At 56.3% G+C, this 18,390-nt stretch carries 14 protein-coding genes and 1 pseudogene; 8 read left to right on the top strand and 7 right to left on the bottom strand.

Features of this window, described 5'->3' with window-relative positions:
• Position 1 precedes the first annotated feature (1 nt).
• Both KGB25_RS03620 and KGB25_RS03615 read left to right on the top strand, forming a co-directional pair.
• Positions 2–706 (top strand): phosphoribosyltransferase, encoded by a 705-nt coding sequence (locus KGB25_RS03620; RefSeq protein WP_223434252.1) that lies wholly within the window; start codon positions 2–4, stop codon positions 704–706.
• On the top strand, positions 699–1,394 hold the full coding sequence (locus KGB25_RS03615; protein WP_223434251.1) for a dienelactone hydrolase family protein: 696 nt from the start codon (positions 699–701) through the stop codon (positions 1,392–1,394). Before KGB25_RS03620 ends, KGB25_RS03615 begins: the two co-directional genes overlap by 8 nt.
• Here KGB25_RS03615 and KGB25_RS03610 read toward each other — a convergent pair.
• Entirely contained in the window at positions 1,376–2,743 is a 1,368-nt protein-coding gene (locus tag KGB25_RS03610) for an erythromycin esterase family protein (RefSeq protein ID WP_223434250.1), read from the bottom strand. The two genes, KGB25_RS03615 and KGB25_RS03610, sit on opposite strands and share 19 nt — an antisense overlap.
• A gap of 362 nt (positions 2,744–3,105) precedes the next feature.
• On the opposite strand from KGB25_RS03610, the gene KGB25_RS03605 reads away from it, so the two are divergent.
• Together KGB25_RS03605 and polX are read left to right on the top strand one after the other, a co-directional pair.
• Positions 3,106–3,645: a c-type cytochrome gene (locus KGB25_RS03605; protein ID WP_223434249.1), complete on the top strand. Its 540-nt coding sequence runs from the start codon at positions 3,106–3,108 to the stop codon at positions 3,643–3,645.
• A gap of 139 nt (positions 3,646–3,784) precedes the next feature.
• Positions 3,785–5,605 (top strand): DNA polymerase/3'-5' exonuclease PolX, encoded by a 1,821-nt coding sequence (gene polX / locus KGB25_RS03600; RefSeq protein WP_223434248.1) that lies wholly within the window; start codon positions 3,785–3,787, stop codon positions 5,603–5,605.
• 22 nt (positions 5,606–5,627) lie between these two features.
• Here polX and KGB25_RS03595 read toward each other — a convergent pair whose 3' ends face one another.
• From KGB25_RS03595 to KGB25_RS03570, 6 genes are all read right to left on the bottom strand, one after another.
• The gene (locus KGB25_RS03595) at positions 5,628–6,146 is read right to left on the bottom strand and encodes a GNAT family N-acetyltransferase (RefSeq protein ID WP_223434247.1); all 519 of its coding nucleotides are present in this window, start codon (positions 6,144–6,146) and stop codon (positions 5,628–5,630) included.
• Between the two features lie 156 nt (positions 6,147–6,302).
• Positions 6,303–6,950, bottom strand: coding sequence for a BON domain-containing protein (locus tag KGB25_RS03590; protein WP_223434246.1), 648 nt, complete (start codon positions 6,948–6,950; stop codon positions 6,303–6,305).
• Positions 6,951–7,054: 104 nt separating this feature from the next.
• Positions 7,055–7,597, bottom strand: a complete 543-nt coding sequence (locus KGB25_RS03585; protein WP_223434245.1) for an Hsp20/alpha crystallin family protein — start codon at positions 7,595–7,597, stop codon at positions 7,055–7,057.
• An 84-nt stretch (positions 7,598–7,681) separates the two neighbouring features.
• Positions 7,682–9,172 (bottom strand): arginine-ornithine antiporter, encoded by a 1,491-nt coding sequence (gene arcD / locus KGB25_RS03580; protein WP_223434244.1) that lies wholly within the window; start codon positions 9,170–9,172, stop codon positions 7,682–7,684.
• Positions 9,173–9,713: 541 nt separating this feature from the next.
• Entirely contained in the window at positions 9,714–10,886 is a 1,173-nt protein-coding gene (locus tag KGB25_RS03575; protein WP_411740521.1) for a DUF2252 domain-containing protein, read from the bottom strand.
• Between the two features lie 891 nt (positions 10,887–11,777).
• Positions 11,778–12,968 carry a cation:proton antiporter gene (locus tag KGB25_RS03570; RefSeq protein WP_223434242.1) on the bottom strand — a complete coding sequence of 397 codons (1,191 nt, stop codon included), beginning with the start codon at positions 12,966–12,968 and terminating at the stop codon, positions 11,778–11,780.
• A gap of 186 nt (positions 12,969–13,154) precedes the next feature.
• Here KGB25_RS03570 and KGB25_RS03565 point away from each other — a divergent pair, with 186 nt between their 5' ends.
• The 4 genes and pseudogenes from KGB25_RS03565 to KGB25_RS03550 form a co-directional block, all read left to right on the top strand.
• Entirely contained in the window at positions 13,155–15,437 is a 2,283-nt protein-coding gene (locus KGB25_RS03565) for a heavy metal translocating P-type ATPase (RefSeq protein ID WP_223434241.1), read from the top strand.
• Positions 15,438–15,795: 358 nt separating this feature from the next.
• Entirely contained in the window at positions 15,796–16,257 is a 462-nt protein-coding gene (locus KGB25_RS03560; protein WP_223434240.1) for a hypothetical protein, read from the top strand.
• A 965-nt stretch (positions 16,258–17,222) separates the two neighbouring features.
• The gene (locus KGB25_RS03555; protein WP_223434239.1) at positions 17,223–17,630 is read left to right on the top strand and encodes a hypothetical protein; all 408 of its coding nucleotides are present in this window, start codon (positions 17,223–17,225) and stop codon (positions 17,628–17,630) included.
• A gap of 122 nt (positions 17,631–17,752) precedes the next feature.
• A pseudogene (locus KGB25_RS03550) lies at positions 17,753–18,373 on the top strand (methyltransferase family protein); the annotation flags it as partial.
• Positions 18,374–18,390 lie beyond the last annotated feature (17 nt).

The following is an 18,390-nucleotide window of genomic DNA, read 5'->3' as shown; positions in this document are numbered from 1 at the left end:
TGTGATTCAGAGTCCCTCATTGCAAACCACCCTGCAGAATCGGGCCGCGGCTGGTCGAAGTCTCGTGGAGCCATTGTTCAAATATGCCCACAGGCCCGACGTCATCATCCTGGCCTTGCCCCGTGGTGGTGTTCCGGTTGCCTATGAAGTCGCCAAGGCCCTGGACGTTCGTCTGGACCTGTTGCTGGTCCGCAAACTCGGTGTTCCCTCCCGCCCGGAGTTCGCCATGGGAGCCATTGCCAGCGGTGGCATACAAGTACTCAATCAAGACGCGCTGCAGGCGCATCCGATCGATCAAGCCAGTTTCGAGGCCGTGGTCGCTCGGGAAACACGGGAGCTGTCGCGTCGTGAGCAGTTATATCGCGGAACCCGGCCGCCGTCGCAACTCAAGGATCAGGTGGTGATCCTGATCGACGACGGTCTGGCGACAGGCGCCTCGATGATGGCGGCGGTCCATGCAGTGCGCGCGCAGGCGCCGTCACGCATTGTTGTCGCAGTGCCGGTTGCCCCCCTTGAAACGGTAGAGGCATTGCGTGGTGAAGTGGAAGAGGTGATCTGCCCGCTCATGCCCGAGTGGATGATCTCGATCGGCTACTGGTACATGGATTTTTCCCAGACCCCGGATGAAGAAGTCATTGATCTCATACAACGGGCCTGGCAGCGGGAATCCTCGCACGGCTCCACTCCGGAGCCTGTCGATGTTTGAACTTCAATATCGATCCATGGACCTGATGGGCGTTGAATTATCCGCCGAATTGCGATTGCCGACGAACCCCCGCGCCTTGGTCATCTTCGTCCATGGCAGCGGCAGTGGCCGCTCAAGCCCCCGTAATCAATATGTGGCCGATGTCCTGGCCCGTCGAAGCCTGGGTTCAATGTTGTTCGACCTGCTCACGGAACCGGAGCAGCGCCTGGACAATCTGACCGGGGAGCTGCGTTTCGATATTCCTCGGTTGGCCAGACGGTTGATCGATGTGATTGACTGGGCCGGCCTGGACCGCGAGTTGCGCTCGCTGCGGATCGGTCTGTTCGGCGCCAGTACCGGCGCTGCCGCAGCACTGGTGGCGGCCGCCGAGCGCACACAAGTGGTAGGGGCAGTGGTCAGCCGGGGTGGGCGAACCGATCTGGCTGGCCCGGCGTTGGCCCGTGTGAAAGCGCCGACCTTGCAGATTGTCGGGGCACAGGACCCGGTGGTGTTGGGCTTGAATCGCAAGAGCAGCCAGACCCTGCGGTGCGAGCAACGACTGGAAGTCGTGGATGGCGCCACCCATCTTTTCGAAGAGCCCGGTACCCTGGAGGAAGTCGCCAGGCTCGCTGGCGACTGGTTTGAAAAATACCTGCATGTTCCCACCCCTGAGGGGGCGTGCACTTATCCTCACACGCCAAACGGATAGGTTTCGTCTTCCGCTTCCAGTTGCTGGTTTTTCGGCAGCGGCAGCGCGGTTACCGGCCTGGTTTGCTCGATCCAGATCATGGCGTCGAATTGTTCAGCCAGCATCGATTCGAAGTAATGACTGAACCGCTCGCTTTCGGGGCGGTAAATTACACCGATTGCTCGCCCCAGCAAGGACGTGGACAGGACTCTGCGCAATTCTTTTCGCTGCGGGTCTCGCCAGTCGGTGAGGGACGCCGCCACCCCGGCCTTGAGGAACTGATGTTCCCAGCTGTCCGGCCGGGAAGGGCGGATGTCCTTGATCAACATCTCGCCGTCCCAGTCATCGGCGGCAGCCACCTGGCCGCGGTCAGTGGCCATGCCGATCAGCACGACATCGCGTCCAAAGGCGTTACGGCACAATTGACCAATATTGAACTGCCCCTTCCAGCCCATCTCCGTCGCGCCCGCGTTGCCAATATGGGAGTTGTGGGCCCACACCACGGCCTTGGCTTGCGGGCCCCGGTGTTCGAGCAGTGCGCGCAACGTATCGAACATGTGCCGGTCACGCAGGTTCCAGGAGGTTGTCGACCCTCGATAAATTGCGCGGTAATACTGCTCCGCCGCCATCACGACCCGGGCGTTCTGCGTCGCATTGAAGAACGCTTCGTCATTGCGGATGAGCCCGGTCAGTTGTTCGGCCAGCATGACGTTGAGCTGTTCGACTACTGGCTGTTCACAGGGCATCACACCGCCACGCTCGACGAAATGGCCGTACAGGGCAGGATCATCCTGCCATGGGGTCAAACAGCCATAACGCCGTCGGGCTTCACGGGCCAGATGCGGGTCGATCCGATCCAGATAGCCCAGCACTTCATGAATGGAATTACGCAGGCTGTAGACGTCCAGGCCGCGAAACTCGACGCGACGGTCAGGGGCCTGTTGGTGGTTGAACTGATGCAGCCAGTGGGCGAATGCCTTCACCTCGCTATTGCGCCACATCCAGGTCGGAAATCGACTGAAGATATGGCGCTTCCACGCCGAATGCGCCAACCCTCGGACGTATTGATCGACATGGCCGGCGTCCGGCCAGTCTGCTTCCACTGCCACAATATTGAACCCATGCTGCTCGATCAGCCTTTGGGTGATCGCTGCCCTGGCTCGATAGAAGTCGCTGGTTCCATGGCTCGCCTCACCGATCATCACCATGCGCGCATCAGCGTAGCGATCGAACATGTCGCCGAAAGCGGGGGCGTCCAGGTCCGGCAGTGGTTCCGCGTATTGACGCAAAACAGGGGCTATGTGCGCCGTATCAACGTGATGTTGCTGGCCGTAGAGTTTTTCGAGCAGTTTCTGCGAGGTAGAGTTCATGAACGTCATCTCCCAGAGAGTGGGTTACTGACGGCGGCATGGCGCCAGGGTCGTAACAGAGGCTCAACCGCCCGAAATCATTGCGCAGTGTCTCGACACAGAGCGTTAACGATTCGGATGTTCTGTGTCCTTCTTCTTGATTATTCCTACACGGCGCTCCAGAGGATTGCTTGAGGTTTGTCAATAAAGGGCGCAATCCCCCAAGAGAAGATAATGATTGTCGCAACTCGGGGGTACAGGTCATGAACGTTAAGGGCATGCAGCGTACGGACAATCGGTCACCTCATGTTCTAGCCCTTTGCCTGGCCACGCTCATGGGCTGTACCGGTACGAGCGAAGAAGGGCTCCAGGACTCGTCCCCCATGTCCGGGATCGCCATGGCGGACAGCGTTTGTTCGTTGTGCCATGGGCTGACGGGAGAGTCTGTCTCGCCGATGTTTCCAAAATTGGCAGGCCAGCAAAAAGAGTACATACAGTTACAACTGACCGACTTCAAAAAACATATGCGCAGCGATGCAACCGGCAGCCGGTACATGGGGGGACTGACCCATTTGACCGCGACTCAGGTCACCGAACTGGCCGACTATTTTTCAAGCCAGCGTGCCATGAAGGCTGAAGCCGATACGCCAGATGCGCGCGGAGAACTGATCTTTCGCCAGGGTTTGCCTAAGATGGGCGTCGCTGCATGCAGCGCTTGCCACGGTCCGGACGGCGGGGGCAATGGGCAGATTCCACGGGTGGCGGGCCAGCATGCAAGCTATATGACCCACCAGATCATGGTGCTTCAGCAGAGCGGAGAACGCCCCAACGGTGCCCAGATGAAGCAGGTGGATCATGCACTTTCTCAGGCAGATGCCGAATCCGTCGCACGGTATATGGCGACACTCGGGGCAAAGGAATGATCACCAGCCAGGGTATCCACGATGAACCGGATACCCGAACGCCGAGACAATCCTTCAATCTCGTCTGATCTGCATCAAGGACAAAAGAAGGGGATCGGCAATGCTGTTGCAATCAACCCCTCTGCGTCGGGATTGCGCTATGCCCCACCAAAAGAGATCGCTGCACACCCCCTTGTCAACCACGCTGCCCTCATCGGCCGGGCAGGGGACCGGCAATGATGACATCGCTGCGATTTTTGACGATATCGCTGACCTGCTGGAGCTCCAGGACGCCAACCCCTTCCGGATCCGCGCGTATCGTAATGCGGCGCGAACGCTTAGGGCGTTGACCTTTGAGCTTGCGAAGATCATCGCGCGTGGCGAATCATTGCCCAAGCTGTCTGGTATTGGCGTTGACCTGGGCGGCAAGATCCACGAAATCATCACCACAGGCGATTGCGCCTTGCACCAGCGGTTGCACTCTACCTTCCCGCCCGGTTTGGCCGACTTGCTGTCTATCGCCGGTTTGGGACCAAAACGTGTCAAACACCTTTATCACGACCTGGGAATCGAAACCGTACAGCAGTTATGTCAGGCCGCTCAACAGGGATGTATTCGCCATCTGCCCGGCTTTGGTGAAAAGTTGGAGGCCCGGCTGTTGAGTGCTGCGCAGAAGGGAATCGGCAAGGATCGCCGTTTGCCGCTGGCGCATGTCGAGCCCGTGGCACACTGCCTGGCTCAATACCTTGAACGTATCCCGGGCGTCGAACACGCGACCGTGGCCGGGAGCCTGCGACGCATGCGCGACACCGTCGGTGATATCGATATCCTTGTCGCCGCAGCGCCTTCCGTGGATGTCACCGCGCAGTTCATCAAGCATCCGGATATATCCACGGTTCTGCTTCAAGGGCTTACACGTACCAGCGTCCTCCTGGCATCAGGCATGCAGGTGGATGTGCGTATCGTTGAGCCGACAGTCTATGGCGCGGCATTGGTTTATTTTACCGGCAGCAAGGCGCACAACATCGCGATTCGCCAAAGGGCCCAGAGGAAGGGGCTCAAACTTAATGAGTATGGCGTCTTCAAGGATAGGGAACGCGTGGCCTGCAGCACCGAGGGCGACGTCTATCGGGCCTTGGATCTGCCATGGATCGCGCCGGAGTTGCGCGAGGATCGCGGTGAAGTCGAAGCGGCGCAGGCAGGTCGTTTGCCCAGACTGATTGAGTTGAGCGATCTCAAAGGTGACTTGCATGTTCACACTCGTGACTCGGATGGCGGCAACAGCTTGGAAGAGATGGCGCTCGCAGCGCAGGCGGTCGGGTTGCAATACCTGGCGATAACCGATCATTCCCGGTCCCTCAGGGTGGCCCATGGTCTGGACAGCGACCGATTGCTGAAGCAAATCGACCAGATCGATGCGCTCAACGCCCGCTTGCGGGGCATAACCTTGCTCAAAGGCAGTGAGGTGGACATTCTTGAAGACGGCAGCCTGGATCTGCCGGACGATATCCTCGCACGGCTGGATCTAGTCGTGGGTGCGGTCCACAGCCATTTCGGTCTGCCCCTGCGTCAGCAAACTCGACGCCTGCTAAGGGCCATGGATCACCGCTACTTCACCATTTTGGCCCATCCGCTGTGTCGGCTGATCAATGAACGCGACCCTCTGAACCTGGACCTTCCGGCCATCATCAAGGCCGCCTCTGTGCGTGGTTGCTGTCTGGAACTCAACGCACAGCCACAACGCATGGACCTGTTCGACCTCCAGTGCCAATTCGCCAAGGATCAGGGCGTGCTCATCAGCATCAATTCCGATGCCCATCGCACCGCTGATTTTTCCTACTTGCGCTATGGGATTGCTCAGGCCCGTCGAGCCTGGCTGGAAAGTCATAACGTGCTCAATACCCGCTCGCTGACCGCACTCAAGTCATTTTTACTCAATGGCCGATTAACTGCAGAAGATCAGAGCAAATATCAGCCATAGGCAAGATTTTTACCGAACATTTTTACAGGTACAGGCGGTGAATAACCTGGTGGGGGTCGAAGGGATCGTCGTGCGCTTGAAAACCCAGGGATCTGGCCAGGTCGCGCATGGGCGCATTACTGGAGGGGCCGACCGAATACATAAGGTGGACGCTGTTTTTGCAAGCAGCGTCGATCAAGTGCTCCATCAATAGCGTCCCCAAACCCAGACGTTTCCAGTCATCGACGACGGCTACCACGCATTCGCATTTATAGTCCCCCGCGGCAACATAACGACTGACGCCGATCTCGACCAATTGGCCATTTTCGTGAACCAGTGCAATGTAGGTTATGCCTTTGCCGGGTTCGCAGATCTGCGCAAGAAAGCGCATGTGCCGGGATGCCAGGGCCAAACGGCGGATGAAGGTGTTTTCGCGCTCACGATCCTTTTCCGTCGGTTGCCGGATCAACACATGCCGACCATTGCTGAGCGCATCGATCCAGTACTTCCCGTCGACGTTGGAACAGGTTTCCCGATCACCAGATTTCTTTACAGTGAGCATCAGGGGTTCCTCCATCCGGATAGAACGTTGGCGTGCATTGACCAGCCACGTGGCTCAGTTCTTTCTACGACGCTGGCCGCCTCCGGAAATGAGTATGGCGTCGGGTCGGTAACGCAAGAATCAATCCGAGCAGTCGAGACGTCCCCGAGTATTGACTCAGGCAATCAGCAAGTGATCATCCACCTTGGACACGCCCGGCACCGACCAGGCAGCACGCTCCGCTATCTGACGCTCGCGCCAAAAGTGCACTTTGCCTTCAAGCTTCACAACACCGCCTTCGACCTTGATGCGTATCCCTTTGGCGTCGACTTCGGCATTGCGTTTGAGGGCCTCTTCGATGCGTTGCTGGATATCGACTACGTCTACCCGGGGGCGAATGGTGAGGTGATTGTTTACGCCGACTACGCCGGACAGTTTGCGTACAGCTCGCTCTGCGATTTCTTTCTGGTGCTGCCAGTCCACTTGGCCTTCCAGGGTGATCCATCCTTTCTGCACGACGATTTTGATGTCACCTTCTGGAGTATCGGAACTCCAAGAGAGGATGTTCAAGGCGCGGTTCGCGATGGTGTCGTCCGCCGTGCCCGCGCCCTTTTCCAGTCTCACCTGGATTTCTTCAGCCACGGCACGTACGCCTTTGATGGCTTTGACCGCACGTTCGGCACTGACTTTCTGGGCGTAATTTTTAACATGGCCGGAGAGTGTAACGACGCCGTTTTCAACGCTCACGCCGATGTGGGCGGCGTCAATGCCGGGTTGAAATTCAAGCTCTTCCAAAATGGCTTTACGTAAGTTTAAGTCGTTCATGATTGCGTCCTGGGTCTGATGTACTGGAGTACAAGTGACGTGATCCAGAGATCAAATAAGAAACCCCCGACCGGTTTCCCGGCAGGGGGCAAGTACGCCAGCGGTCAATCGGCCTTGATCGGCACGACCTTGTCCGCCTTCATGGCTTCGGGCTTTTTCGGTAACGAAATGCTCAACACGCCTTTGCTGAAACTCGCTTCGATCTTCTCGGCATCGACCCCTTTGGGCAGGTTGAACACCCGCTCGAAGGAACCATAGTGACGCTCGCTAAGGTAATAGCCCTTTCTTTTTTCTTCCTTGTCCTCTTTCTTTTCCCCCTTGATGATTAAATTGCCATTGGACAGTTTGAGCTCGATGTTTTTCTGATCCATGCCGGGGAGTTCGGCGGTGATTTCGAAGCTCTTGTCTTTCTCGGTGATGTCCACGGCAGGCAGGCCATGGCCGATCAATTCGCGTCGCCAGAATGGTTCGACATCGAACAGCCCACGGCTGAAGGGCGATAGCCCTGAACCGCGATTGAACTCGTCGAACAGGTGATCGACCTGTTGCCGCAGTTTTTCCAGGGGCCGCCAAAAGTCTGAGGCCGCTGGATGCTGGCTTGCTTTGTCTTCGGTCTGAATCGGCATTTTTTTCACGGAATTGCTCATTTTTCACGACTCCTCTTGGGTAAAAGGCAGGCGGCGAACATCCTGTATGCCAGTCCACTCTGAAAAAACAATCAGGCGCTGACCTTACAAAGCCAGCGTTCCGGACCACAGCATCCATCCGGCGAACGCGGCCGCCGTCCAGATGATGATCAGCAGTCCCGTTTCGGGGCCGCTGAGCGGCTGTCCCTGGCGAGCTTTCATGCTAGCCAGGTAAATCAATGAGCCGGGGGCGTAGAGCAAGGCGCTGAGCAGCATGTATTTAGGCCCGGCGGCATACAGCAACCACAGGCAATACAGGGTGGCGACCGAAGCGATGGCCATGTCGCGCAGTTGTAGGGCGCGATGGCCCTCGTAGGTCTGGCCTTGCCAGGCCAGTTTCAGCGCATACAGGCCACTGAACAGGTACGGCAGTAGAATCATCGAGGTGGCCAGGGAAATCAGCGCGAGGTAGCTGGCGCTTGAATACAGCGTCAGCAACAGAAACAGTTGGATGCAGCCGTTAGTGATCCACAGGGCATGGCTCGGCACACCGCGAGTGTTTTCCAAGGCAAGCGCACCCGGCATGACCTTTTCTTTGGCCGGTGTGAATACCGATTCGGCCGCCAGCAGCGTCCAGGCGAGCAGGGCGCCGCCCACCGAGATGATCAAGCCGACGCTGATCAGAACCGCTCCCCAAGGTCCGGTCGCTGCCTCAAGCACACCCGCCATTGACGGATTTTTAAGGGCGGCCAGCTCCGTTTGATTGAGAATGCCCAGTGACAACAGGGACACCGCAATCAGCAGCAACAGGGTGATGACAAAACCGATCACCGTGGCGCGCCCGACATTTGCCCGTTCTGCCGCACGAGCGGAAAACACATTGGCGCCCTCGATCCCGATAAAAACCCAGACGGTCACCAGCATGGTGCTTTTGACTTGATCAAGGGGACTGCCCAGTGCAGGCGAGCCCCAGAAGTCGACACTGAAGGTTTCACGCTGAAAGGCTACGATTACCAGCCCTATAAACAGTAACAACGGCACGATTTTGGCCATGGTCGTCAGCGCGTTTGCCCGCGCCGCAGTGCGCCCCCCCCTGAGGATCATCCAGTGCAACGACCACAACACCACGGACGCCCCGGCAATCGCCGCTGTGTTGTTGCCTTCACCGAACAGCGGGAAGAAGTAACTCAGCGCGGCAAACAAAATCACCAGGTAACTCACGTTACCAATCCAGGCGCTGATCCAGTAGCCCCAGGCAGAATTGAAACTCAAGTATTCCCCTCCTAACGCGCGGGCGTAGGCAAACACACCATTGTCCAGGGCCGGTTGGCGGTTGGATAGCGTTTGGTAAACCAGCGCCAATGACAGCATGCCGACGCCAGTGATCAACCAGCCAATCAAAATCGCCCCGGCCCCGGCACTGGCCGCCATGTTCTGCGGCAGGCTGAAAATGCCGCTGCCAATCATCGAGCCGACCACGAGGGCAATCAGCAGGCTCAGGGACAGGCGCTTGGACTCCACCTTTTGCAAACTGCCTGCAATGGGATGGCCCGAGGGAGGGATATTTGTATGAGTGCCTTGCAACTGCGTAGCCATAGGAGCCTCCACAAAACGAGAGTTTCTGTACTCACCGAATGCGATGGTGCGAACGCCGACTCTAATTTCTACGTGAACACTCAAAGGCCGCTTGATTTAGATCAGAAAGAGGGCAAACACCGTTTTTGCTGAAGCGCAGCGATCACCTCAACGCATCGTTGCCCGGTGTGACGCTCAGAAGAACAACGTTACAGGGTCAAGCATTCGTACAAATCATCTGGATGAGGCTCCATAAGGCTTGCTCTCTGAAAATAGGCTGGTGTTTTGCCGGATAATGGAACCCGCGCGCAAGTTCGCATGATCGGTGTTTAGCTAGCTGCATCGCCCGCACTTTGCGCAGATCAAATTGATGCCTGCTTCTGCACGAACCATCGCCTATTCAGTTCGCGGGGACGGTGATCACAGGCGTCTGCGGCGCCACGCCTGTTTCGGCAAGAGAGAACAACACCAGAATGAACAAAAACTCCGATTTGGATTTTATGTCGCGGTCGCCGATCCAAAACCAATAGTCACGATAGTGGACAAACAGGGATCGACGTCATCAGTCTTCTTCTCTTAACGCTTTGATTCGTCCGGATTTTTCTGCGGCTACCAGAGCGGCATAGTCTTTCGCATTTTGTTTTGAATAGGCCATGACAAATTTTCCGATAGCCTGGTCGAAGGAGTCAGATTTGCCCAAATAGCCGCTAATCAGTGCTGCATCCCCGGATTTGGCGTGAGAGCGCGCAAGGGTGAGACCGCACAGCTCGGCGTACATCTTCATTTGTGTGGTCGTTGCGCCTTCGATCGGCGCGGACATTTTCATGTCCCGTAACTGGCGTACAAAGAAATGCCTGCCTTTTTGGCCTTGCGTCCATCCCAGAAAAATGTCGCTGGATGACTGCATCAATCGCTGCCCCGTCACAACGCGCTGCCCCTGATTCTCGTACTCGCTTTTTCCCGCGTAAGGCGCTAACACGGAAGGGCAGGCTTCCTTGAATTGCAGGAGCAAGGGGTGGTTTTCTGCGGAAAAAAACAGGCCGACAAAACAATGGGTGCCGACGCTGCCGATCCCGACAGCTTTGACGGCAATGTCTTCGAGACGGTAACGATCAATGAGTACACGCCGTTCGTGGGGTAGAGACAATCGATAATCTTGCAGCGCCATATGCACTCGCTGCTCAAAGCCCTTTTCATAAATGTGAAACAGTACTGGAGGTTGATCGATCAAGCGCCGACGACCTGCGACTTCGCTGCTGATCGTGGGGTAAAGGTAATCACCGACACGTATCCTGGCTTTAGCTATCAATTGTTCGCGATTTTTTTTGACTTTGGCATTTGGGGCCATGTCAATGATCGTTTGGGCATCCAAGCAGTCATACCAGACATCCAGCGGGTTCATCTTCGACAGTTCACGCAGACGCTTGCGGTAAGCAGCAACAGATTTGATAGCGATCGCTTGGGCGTCTTTGTCGCTGAGTCGATTATCCCGTGCGGCCACTGCAAAACTGATCGCCAGACGCTTGACATCCCACTCCCAGGGGGCGGGAAGGGTTTCATCGAAATCATTGATGTCAAAAATCAGATTGCGCTCAGGTGTTGCAAATAGTCCGAAGTTCAATAGATGGCAATCCCCACACGCCTGAACCAGAATGCCGGTGTTCGCGATAGTGGCCAAGTCATGAGCCATCAATCCCGCAGAGCCGCGCAGAAAAGCGAATGGGTTGCGCAACATGCGTCCATAGCGCACAGGTACCAGGTTGGGGAGTCGATAACGGTTGGACTCTTCAAGGAGATCGATCGGGTCACGATGTTTGCGCGGTGGTTTCCATACAGAGTGAGTTGAATGTGGCACGCTCTCGCGTAATTGTTCTCCCGCGCGCAGGCGTTCTTTGCGCGACCGAAAGATCGGCTCGATATCGCCGACTGCCACAGTTTGCGTCCCACCTTTGGCAGACCTTTTTTTACGTGGAGACATTTCTACTCCTTTGCTCAAGGAAATCGAACTCGTTCGGGCGCCAAACCGGGTTACGCGTCGGATCCATCAGCCCAAAAACGCCACAGGTAAAGACGCGAGTAATTACCAAAGCTGTCAAACCCGGTCCTTGCCTTGCAGCGAGCCCTTTGCGGCTATAGAAAACGGCGCACTGAATCAGGCTCACTCCTTGCTGGAGTAGCTTGCAGATCACCCGTCGACTATCACGTGCACTCGGTGTTTACCGTATGCGGCCATTCCTTGTTCAACGGACCTGAATTGCCATCGCAAACGCCTATGAATGCGAACCATGGCAAGCGGAAAAGGCCTTAATCAAAAGCGTAGCAGCTCTGTTCTTCGGGGGAGTATCGCGTTGCTGGCTGCGTGGATGATCCGCTTAAAAGACTAACAAAGGTGTCATTCTGAGTTCGGGTGGACACCATTTCCCAAAGCGTTTGGATCAGAGCGATGTGTCGGTCTGACAGGCACGCCTTTGGCACGCCGATGTTCGATCATCGGGGTCGACTCGATAAAATTTCACACTCGGTTTTTGCAGCAAACCCCACGCCCATGCACCGTCAGGTTTCTCAAACCAACGAGCCTCTCTTGTTTCAACGCTAGGACCAACAGAGGAGGCATTTCTGACAAGAATCAATGAATACGACATGCCAGCCGTGAAACCCATGGATTGGCACTCAAGCCATGTAGTAACACGCTGAGTAAAACGGTACAGACAGCTGCAGCTACCAATGACCGACTGGCTTGTAGCGGGTAGTCCAATATCATGACGGCGAAGACGATGCTTGCCAGGCCTCGCGGGCCGAACCAGCCGATGAACAGGCGGGTTTCGAAATCGAAGCGAGTTCCTGCCAGGCTGATGAGCACAGGCAATATGCGAATCACCGTCAGACTGAACACCGCATAGAGCCAGATGTTCAGGGTGAGACTGCTCCAGGCCCAAGGAATCACCAGTGCGCCAAATACGATCCAGGTAATGACTGATAGCAGGCTGGCGAACTCTTCGCTGGCTTTGAGCAGTTGATGCTTTTGTTCGGTGAACAAGGAGCTTGCTAGCAACCCACCGACGAACGCGGCGATAAACCCACTACCGCCTAATGTTTGCGCTGTGGCAAAGCACAGAATGGCAAGTCCAGGCAGCGTCAGTTGTGACCACATGGGTGTTTGCCAATGGTGTTTTCCGGAGTAACGCTGCAACAGCCAGGCGATGTACGTAAGGGTGACACCGATGACTGCACCGATTCCCAGTTCCTCAATAACCAACTCCACTGCCAGTGAAAGGGGGGACTGCGTTCGCTCTTCGACCAGCAGTGCCAGGAACATCAATAGCACTGGAACGCAGATGCCATCATTCAACCCGCTCTCCACATTTAACCCTTCACGCACAGACGCGGGTACCTTGGGATTGGTTACGACGGCCTTCCCCAGCGCAGCGTCGGTGGGAGCCAGGAGTGTCGCCAGTATTGCCAATTCCACCGGGGCTACCTGTGGGAACAGCAAGACGCCGACCAGCCAACCAAGGAGTATGGTCAGTGGTAGTCCTATCATCAGCAAGCGCAGTGGCAATCCTTCGTATGCCTTTAGAACCTTGAGATTGGCGTTGGCCGCATCGCTGAAGAGCACAATCGCCAATGTGAGTTCTGCCAGGATCTTTAGGCCGTCTTTGTCTATCCGAGGTTGCAGAATGCCTAAAAACGCCGGGCCGAGAATCAGACCGGCAAGCATGAACATGAGCGGACCATTGAGCAGGCGTGACTCGAAACGCCCCGCAAATATGCTGTAGGTCAGGAGGAAGGCGGCAAGCAGGGCTAAGTTCTGATACATAGATGGCCTGCTTGTCCAGGGTTGATTTTTCCAGTGTGGTCGGGCATTGACCGGTTCGCAAACCTGTGTGGCGGACCTCTAACGAAAACGGACACGATAAACATTCGAGTCCTAAGCTTTAACTCAATGGGCGGCGGGTGATTTCACTGCGAGGAACGTGAATGGCCCTGTGAGGAGCTCACCTTCATGCTCAGTAAATGGCTAGACCCCATGCTGCTACTGTTCAGCGCCCTGACGTTGCTGGCGGGGGGCATTGCGGAGATTTCGCAGAGACCGGACTGGGCATCGATGTGCTGGGCCGCAGGAAGCCTGGTGATGGCCGTGGTGCTGCTGATAGAGATCGTCAGGCGCCTGGCCCGGCGCGAGGCCGGTGTAGACATGATCGCGTTGCTGTCGATCACCGCCGCCCTGGCCTTTGCGCAGACATTGGTGGCAGCGGTGATTGCCTTGATGCTCGCAAGTGGACGTACCCTGGAGTTTTTTACTAGCCAACGCGCCGAGCGAGAGCTTCGTGCACTCATCGACAGGGCGCCACGTTTTGCCTGGTTGCAGGAAGACGATGGATTGCGCGAGATCCCCGTAGAACAGATCCAGCCAAATCAAACATTGCTGGTGCGCTTGGGGGAGGTAGTACCAGTCGACGGGCGCTTGGTGAGCCTTACCGCTGTTCTGGATGAATCTGCGCTCAGCGGCGAATCGTTGCCCGTCACACGTCGAAAAGGTGAGCCTCTGCTCAGTGGGGTTTCCAATGTCGGTATGCCCATTCTGCTGACCGCCACCCGAACGGCCGCGCAGAGCACCTATGCCGGTATCGTTCGGCTGGCCGAGGAGGCACGCCGTTCACGCGCGCCTTTCGTGCGTTTGGCCGACCGTTATGCGCTGTTCTTCATCCCGTTGACTTTGCTGATTGCCGCAACGGCCTGGCAACTGAGTGGCGATCCCTTGCGAGCGCTGGCGGTTCTGGTGGTGGCCACACCTTGCCCGTTGATTCTGGCGGTACCGATTTCCATCATGTCAGGTATTTCGAGGGCTGCGCGACGCGGGATCCTGATCAAGGACGGCGCGACCCTGGAGGCGTTGGCTGGCATCAAGCAGGTTTTTCTCGACAAGACCGGAACATTAACCAGCGGCCATGCCCGCTTGCAGTCGATTGAGGTCAATGGATTGGCCGATCCCCAGCTTTTGCTTGGTCTGGCCGCTTCGCTTGCGCAGGCCTCGACGCACCCCATTTCCCAGGCCATTGTCGAGGCGGCGCATCAGCGTCAATTGCTTCTCAACATCCCCCAGCAGGTGGAAGAGAGTCCGGGCTCTGGCCTTTGTGGGGTGGTCGATGGCAGGCGGGTGCGTTTCGGCACGTTGTCTTTTGCTCATGCAGACGCACCTGCCTCGGAGTGGGCCGCAACCATGTTGCGCCACATGGATTACCTGGCGTGCAGTGGAAGCTTTATAGACGTGGATGGAACACTCGCCGGGCTGCTGGTGTTCTCGGACAACGTGCGTCGTGAAACACCACAAACATTGCGCCGACTACGTAACAGGGGCATCGAGAGGATCGTTATGCTCACCGGGGATCGTCTGGAAACCGCCGAGATGGTTGCGCTGTCTGCCGGGATTGACGAACTGCGTGCGGGGTTGATCCCCGAGGATAAAGTTCGAGCGGTGCAGGAGGGTTGTTTGCGCGCGAGTACCTTGATGGTCGGCGATGGCATCAATGATGCTCCCGCGTTGGCGGCGGCCAACGTCGGCGTGGCCATGGGGGCCAGCGGTGCCACGGCTTCTGCTCAGGCTGCGGGCGTTGTGTTGCTGGTGGATCGTCTTGATCGTCTGGTGGAGGCACTGGACATTGCCCGACGAACCCGCCACATCGCCCGCCAGGGTGTGCTGGTCGGCATGGGTATGTCGTTGCTGGCCATGGTGGTGGCGGCCCTCGGTTACCTGCCACCGCTTATCGGCGCCATCGTGCAAGAGGGCATCGATGTGGCGATCATCATAAACGCCTTGCGTGCGTTGGGGCCACTGCGGGGGGCGAGCCAACGGAAGCTTGCCACGCAACAGATTGATCGTCTGCAAGACGAACACAAGGAGCTCTCCTCAGTACTCAGCGATCTGCACCAGCTGGCCAATGATTTTGCCCGACGTCCACTGGCGCAAGCTCAGGCTGATTTGCTGGAACTGGTCAACAAGTTGCAAACATCACTGGCGCACCATGAACGTGAAGATGAAAACACACTCTATCCGCAGCTGACGCGAAGCATGCCCGGCGAGGACCCCATGTCGGCCATGAGCCACGCTCACCGGGAGATTTTTCGCCTGATCCATCTGCTGGCGCGCATGTGCAGTGACTTCAATGTCGCCCCTGAAGCGGTTTCAGCAGATGAGATTCAACATCAACTGATTCGGCTGGATACCCTCGTGCGATTACACTTTGATCAGGAAGAGGAGCTGTTCCGTTATCTGGATTGGCGCTGAACGCTTGCGTCCAGCACAGCACACTTGGCGCACCATCGTCACTTGTCCTCTTTGTGCGGTTGTGTGCGCTAGGCCATCAATGAGTGACCCGCCGTTGTGAAAATGGTTGAAATGAGTCGCGCAGTTGAATCTTGCAGCCGCCGTATCACCGACACCTGCATGTGGGCCGGTATGCTGATATAGCAGCTGATTGCTCCATTGGGTGCAATGTCTGCCCCTTGGTGCGCTTTTGCCAAGCGAGTAATTCCATTCTGGTTCCGTTTGAGGCGCATGCGTTGTTGCAGGCTGGTTGATCTAGGTCAAACGGCATCCTGTTATTGGCACCATGCTTTTCTCACACATGGGTGAGGGGCTTGTCATGAAAATCAACAAGCTAATTGGAATTCACGTGGTGCAAGGCTGGTGGCGGGACCGAGGTGCAACACTCGGAACCCTGCGCCGGACGGGCAAAAGTCCGTGGAAACGTGAAGCAATCTTCCTGCTATTGATCTCGCTGGTGTTGGCGACATGTTATTTCACGGCGTATTACTTTACCTCTCGTGCACTGAAGGAAATGGTAAACGCGTGCTCGGCTCGTTTCGAGATCGAGCTTGAGAATGCCGAAGTAGAGCCTTCCATAAAAGCCTTGCCACGATTTTTGTGCGAATGTGTGGCGCGCTCGTTCCTCGATAAAAACGGAGTTGTGCGACTCGCGTTGGTCGACAGCCACTTGCTTGATCCGCAGGTACTTGAGCCTGTAACGGAGGAAGATGGGGAAGTCTGTATCAACGCTCTGTGGGAGCCTAACACCGGGCTGGCCAAGCGTCTGACTCTTAAATGACAGAGGTCAATCGTTCCTTCATGTTCTGTGCTTGTCGCACTGTAAGCGTCCAGCCAACTCACCTTGCGTAGTTAAACGGGCGGCCCAAAGTCATCAAGCCTTCATTCTTCTGATCACCTGTTTGCATTCCACTTGACCAGCCATTTGCATCGGTCATGACCGCTTTGCATTGAGCACATTCATGTGCGTTGTACGTGCAGATCGGATGGTCACGGCCTATCTACGGGTCATGGTCGCTTCAGCGATGGGGGGCTGTTGGACATCTTCGATGTGTTCATGACGACCTGCACTTGGCGCAGTTATTGGGTATCGATGCCAATGCCGAACTCAGCCCATAACCAGGGACGATTCAAGGCGAGCCTCGATCATCAAGTCATCAATTAGTTTGATTTTGATCAATCTTTCCATTGCTTTGCTAGCTAGACTGAAAATCAACACGACGTAATAAGTCGAGGTTGAATTTCATGTACTGGTTCCGCCGTCACCGCCGAAGCCTATTGCACCTTACCCTCGTGGTATGTGTGTTAGCTGTGGCCGTGATGGCAATCCAGGGGTGTTTGGTGCAGCCGGATCACAATATAGCCGCACCACACGATGCCGAGCACTATGTGGTGGATGGTCATGCTCTCCACGCCAGTGGTTGCCTTCAGAACTGTGAGGACACCGCCGCCGCGATAAAACCTGCCTTGCAGACTCCTGCATTAGACCCCATCCATTGGGGCGTCCTTTTGCTGCTAACTGCGGCTTTAATAATAGTGCTTAACCCCGAGGAGAAATCCTCCTTCGCCGCTCTTGCACTGAAACGCCCCGCACCGCCGAGAGGCCCCGTCCGCCTGATTTTCGTTCGTTCCAACGATTAACCCCTGCTTCAGAGCACCCGGGCACCGGTCGCTCTGTCTTGTTGCGCGCGGCTTTTTCGCGACTCAACTATTTCTGTTTATCCCTCACATTCCCTGGAGTTCATCATGCAAACACATTCCAAATTCGTACTAGCTGCCATCCTGACTAGCAGTGCGTTCATAGCCTCTGCCGAGGATACACACCACCCGGCCGACGTACCGGGCAACTCAACCGAGAGCACAGCACCCGCGTCGGCGGCCATGACTAAGGCCATGACCGATCAAATACAGAAAATGCAGGCTGCGCATGACAAAGCAGCGGCGGCTAAAACTCCCGCCGAGCGCCAGGCGGCCATGCAAGAAGGCATGAAAACGATGAAGGACAGCATGGCCATGATGAGCAAGGAGCAGAGCGCAATGGGTTGTATGGGCATGTCGGGAGCTAAGGAGGGCGGAGGTAAAGGGATGATGGACATGATGATGCAAATGATGGAACAGCAGTCGTCCATGATGGAAATGCCAATGAAAAAATAAATGTGCAGTAGAGCTGATGCAAATTACAAAGCACTGGTGTTGGCTGGGTTAACGCAGACCGCACCCGTCTGATGTGTGTTGAACGAACAGCAAACACACCAGGAAAATGAGGAGCACCAACCATGAACCATACTGAATCGGCCTACGGTCTTTGGTCGCTGGTCATCATCAACTCATTAGTGTTTATCCTGTTCGCCTTCAGCTTCACCCGGCCTAAGACGAGCCGCGATTGGCGTTCCTTTGGCATGTTCTCGGCGTTCCTGGTGGCTCTGTTTACAGAGATGTACGGTTTCCCGCTGACTATCTACCTGTTGATGCCCTGGCTCACTCGTAACTTCCCTGGCATCGACTTCCTCTCGCACGACGCAGGACATTTGCTCGAAACAGTGATGGGCTGGAAGGTCAATCCGCACTGGGGTCCATTCCACATAATCAGCAATCTGCTGATCGCTGGCGGCTTCTGGTTATTAGCGGCCGCCTGGCGCGTGCTCTACAAGGCCCAAAGTACTGGGCAACTAGCGCTCGACGGGCCCTATGCGAAGATCCGTCACCCACAGTACGTCGGCTTCGTGCTGATCATGTTTGGCTTTTTGGTGCAGTGGCCGACATTGATCACCTTGGTGATGTTTCCAATCCTCCTGGTGGTCTACGCCAAGCTGGCGAAGCGAGAAGAACGGGAGATGCTTACGCGCTTCGGCGATACCTACCGCACTTACTGTCAACAGACTCCGACATTCCTGCCCTAGTCAGCCCCTCACAG

It is taken from the genome of Pseudomonas sp. BF-RE-21, from assembly GCF_019947305.1.
Lineage (GTDB): Bacteria > Pseudomonadota > Gammaproteobacteria > Pseudomonadales > Pseudomonadaceae > Aquipseudomonas > Aquipseudomonas migulae.
The sequence above is the reverse complement of the archived record's forward strand: the minus strand, read 5'-3'. Positions and strand labels throughout refer to the sequence as shown.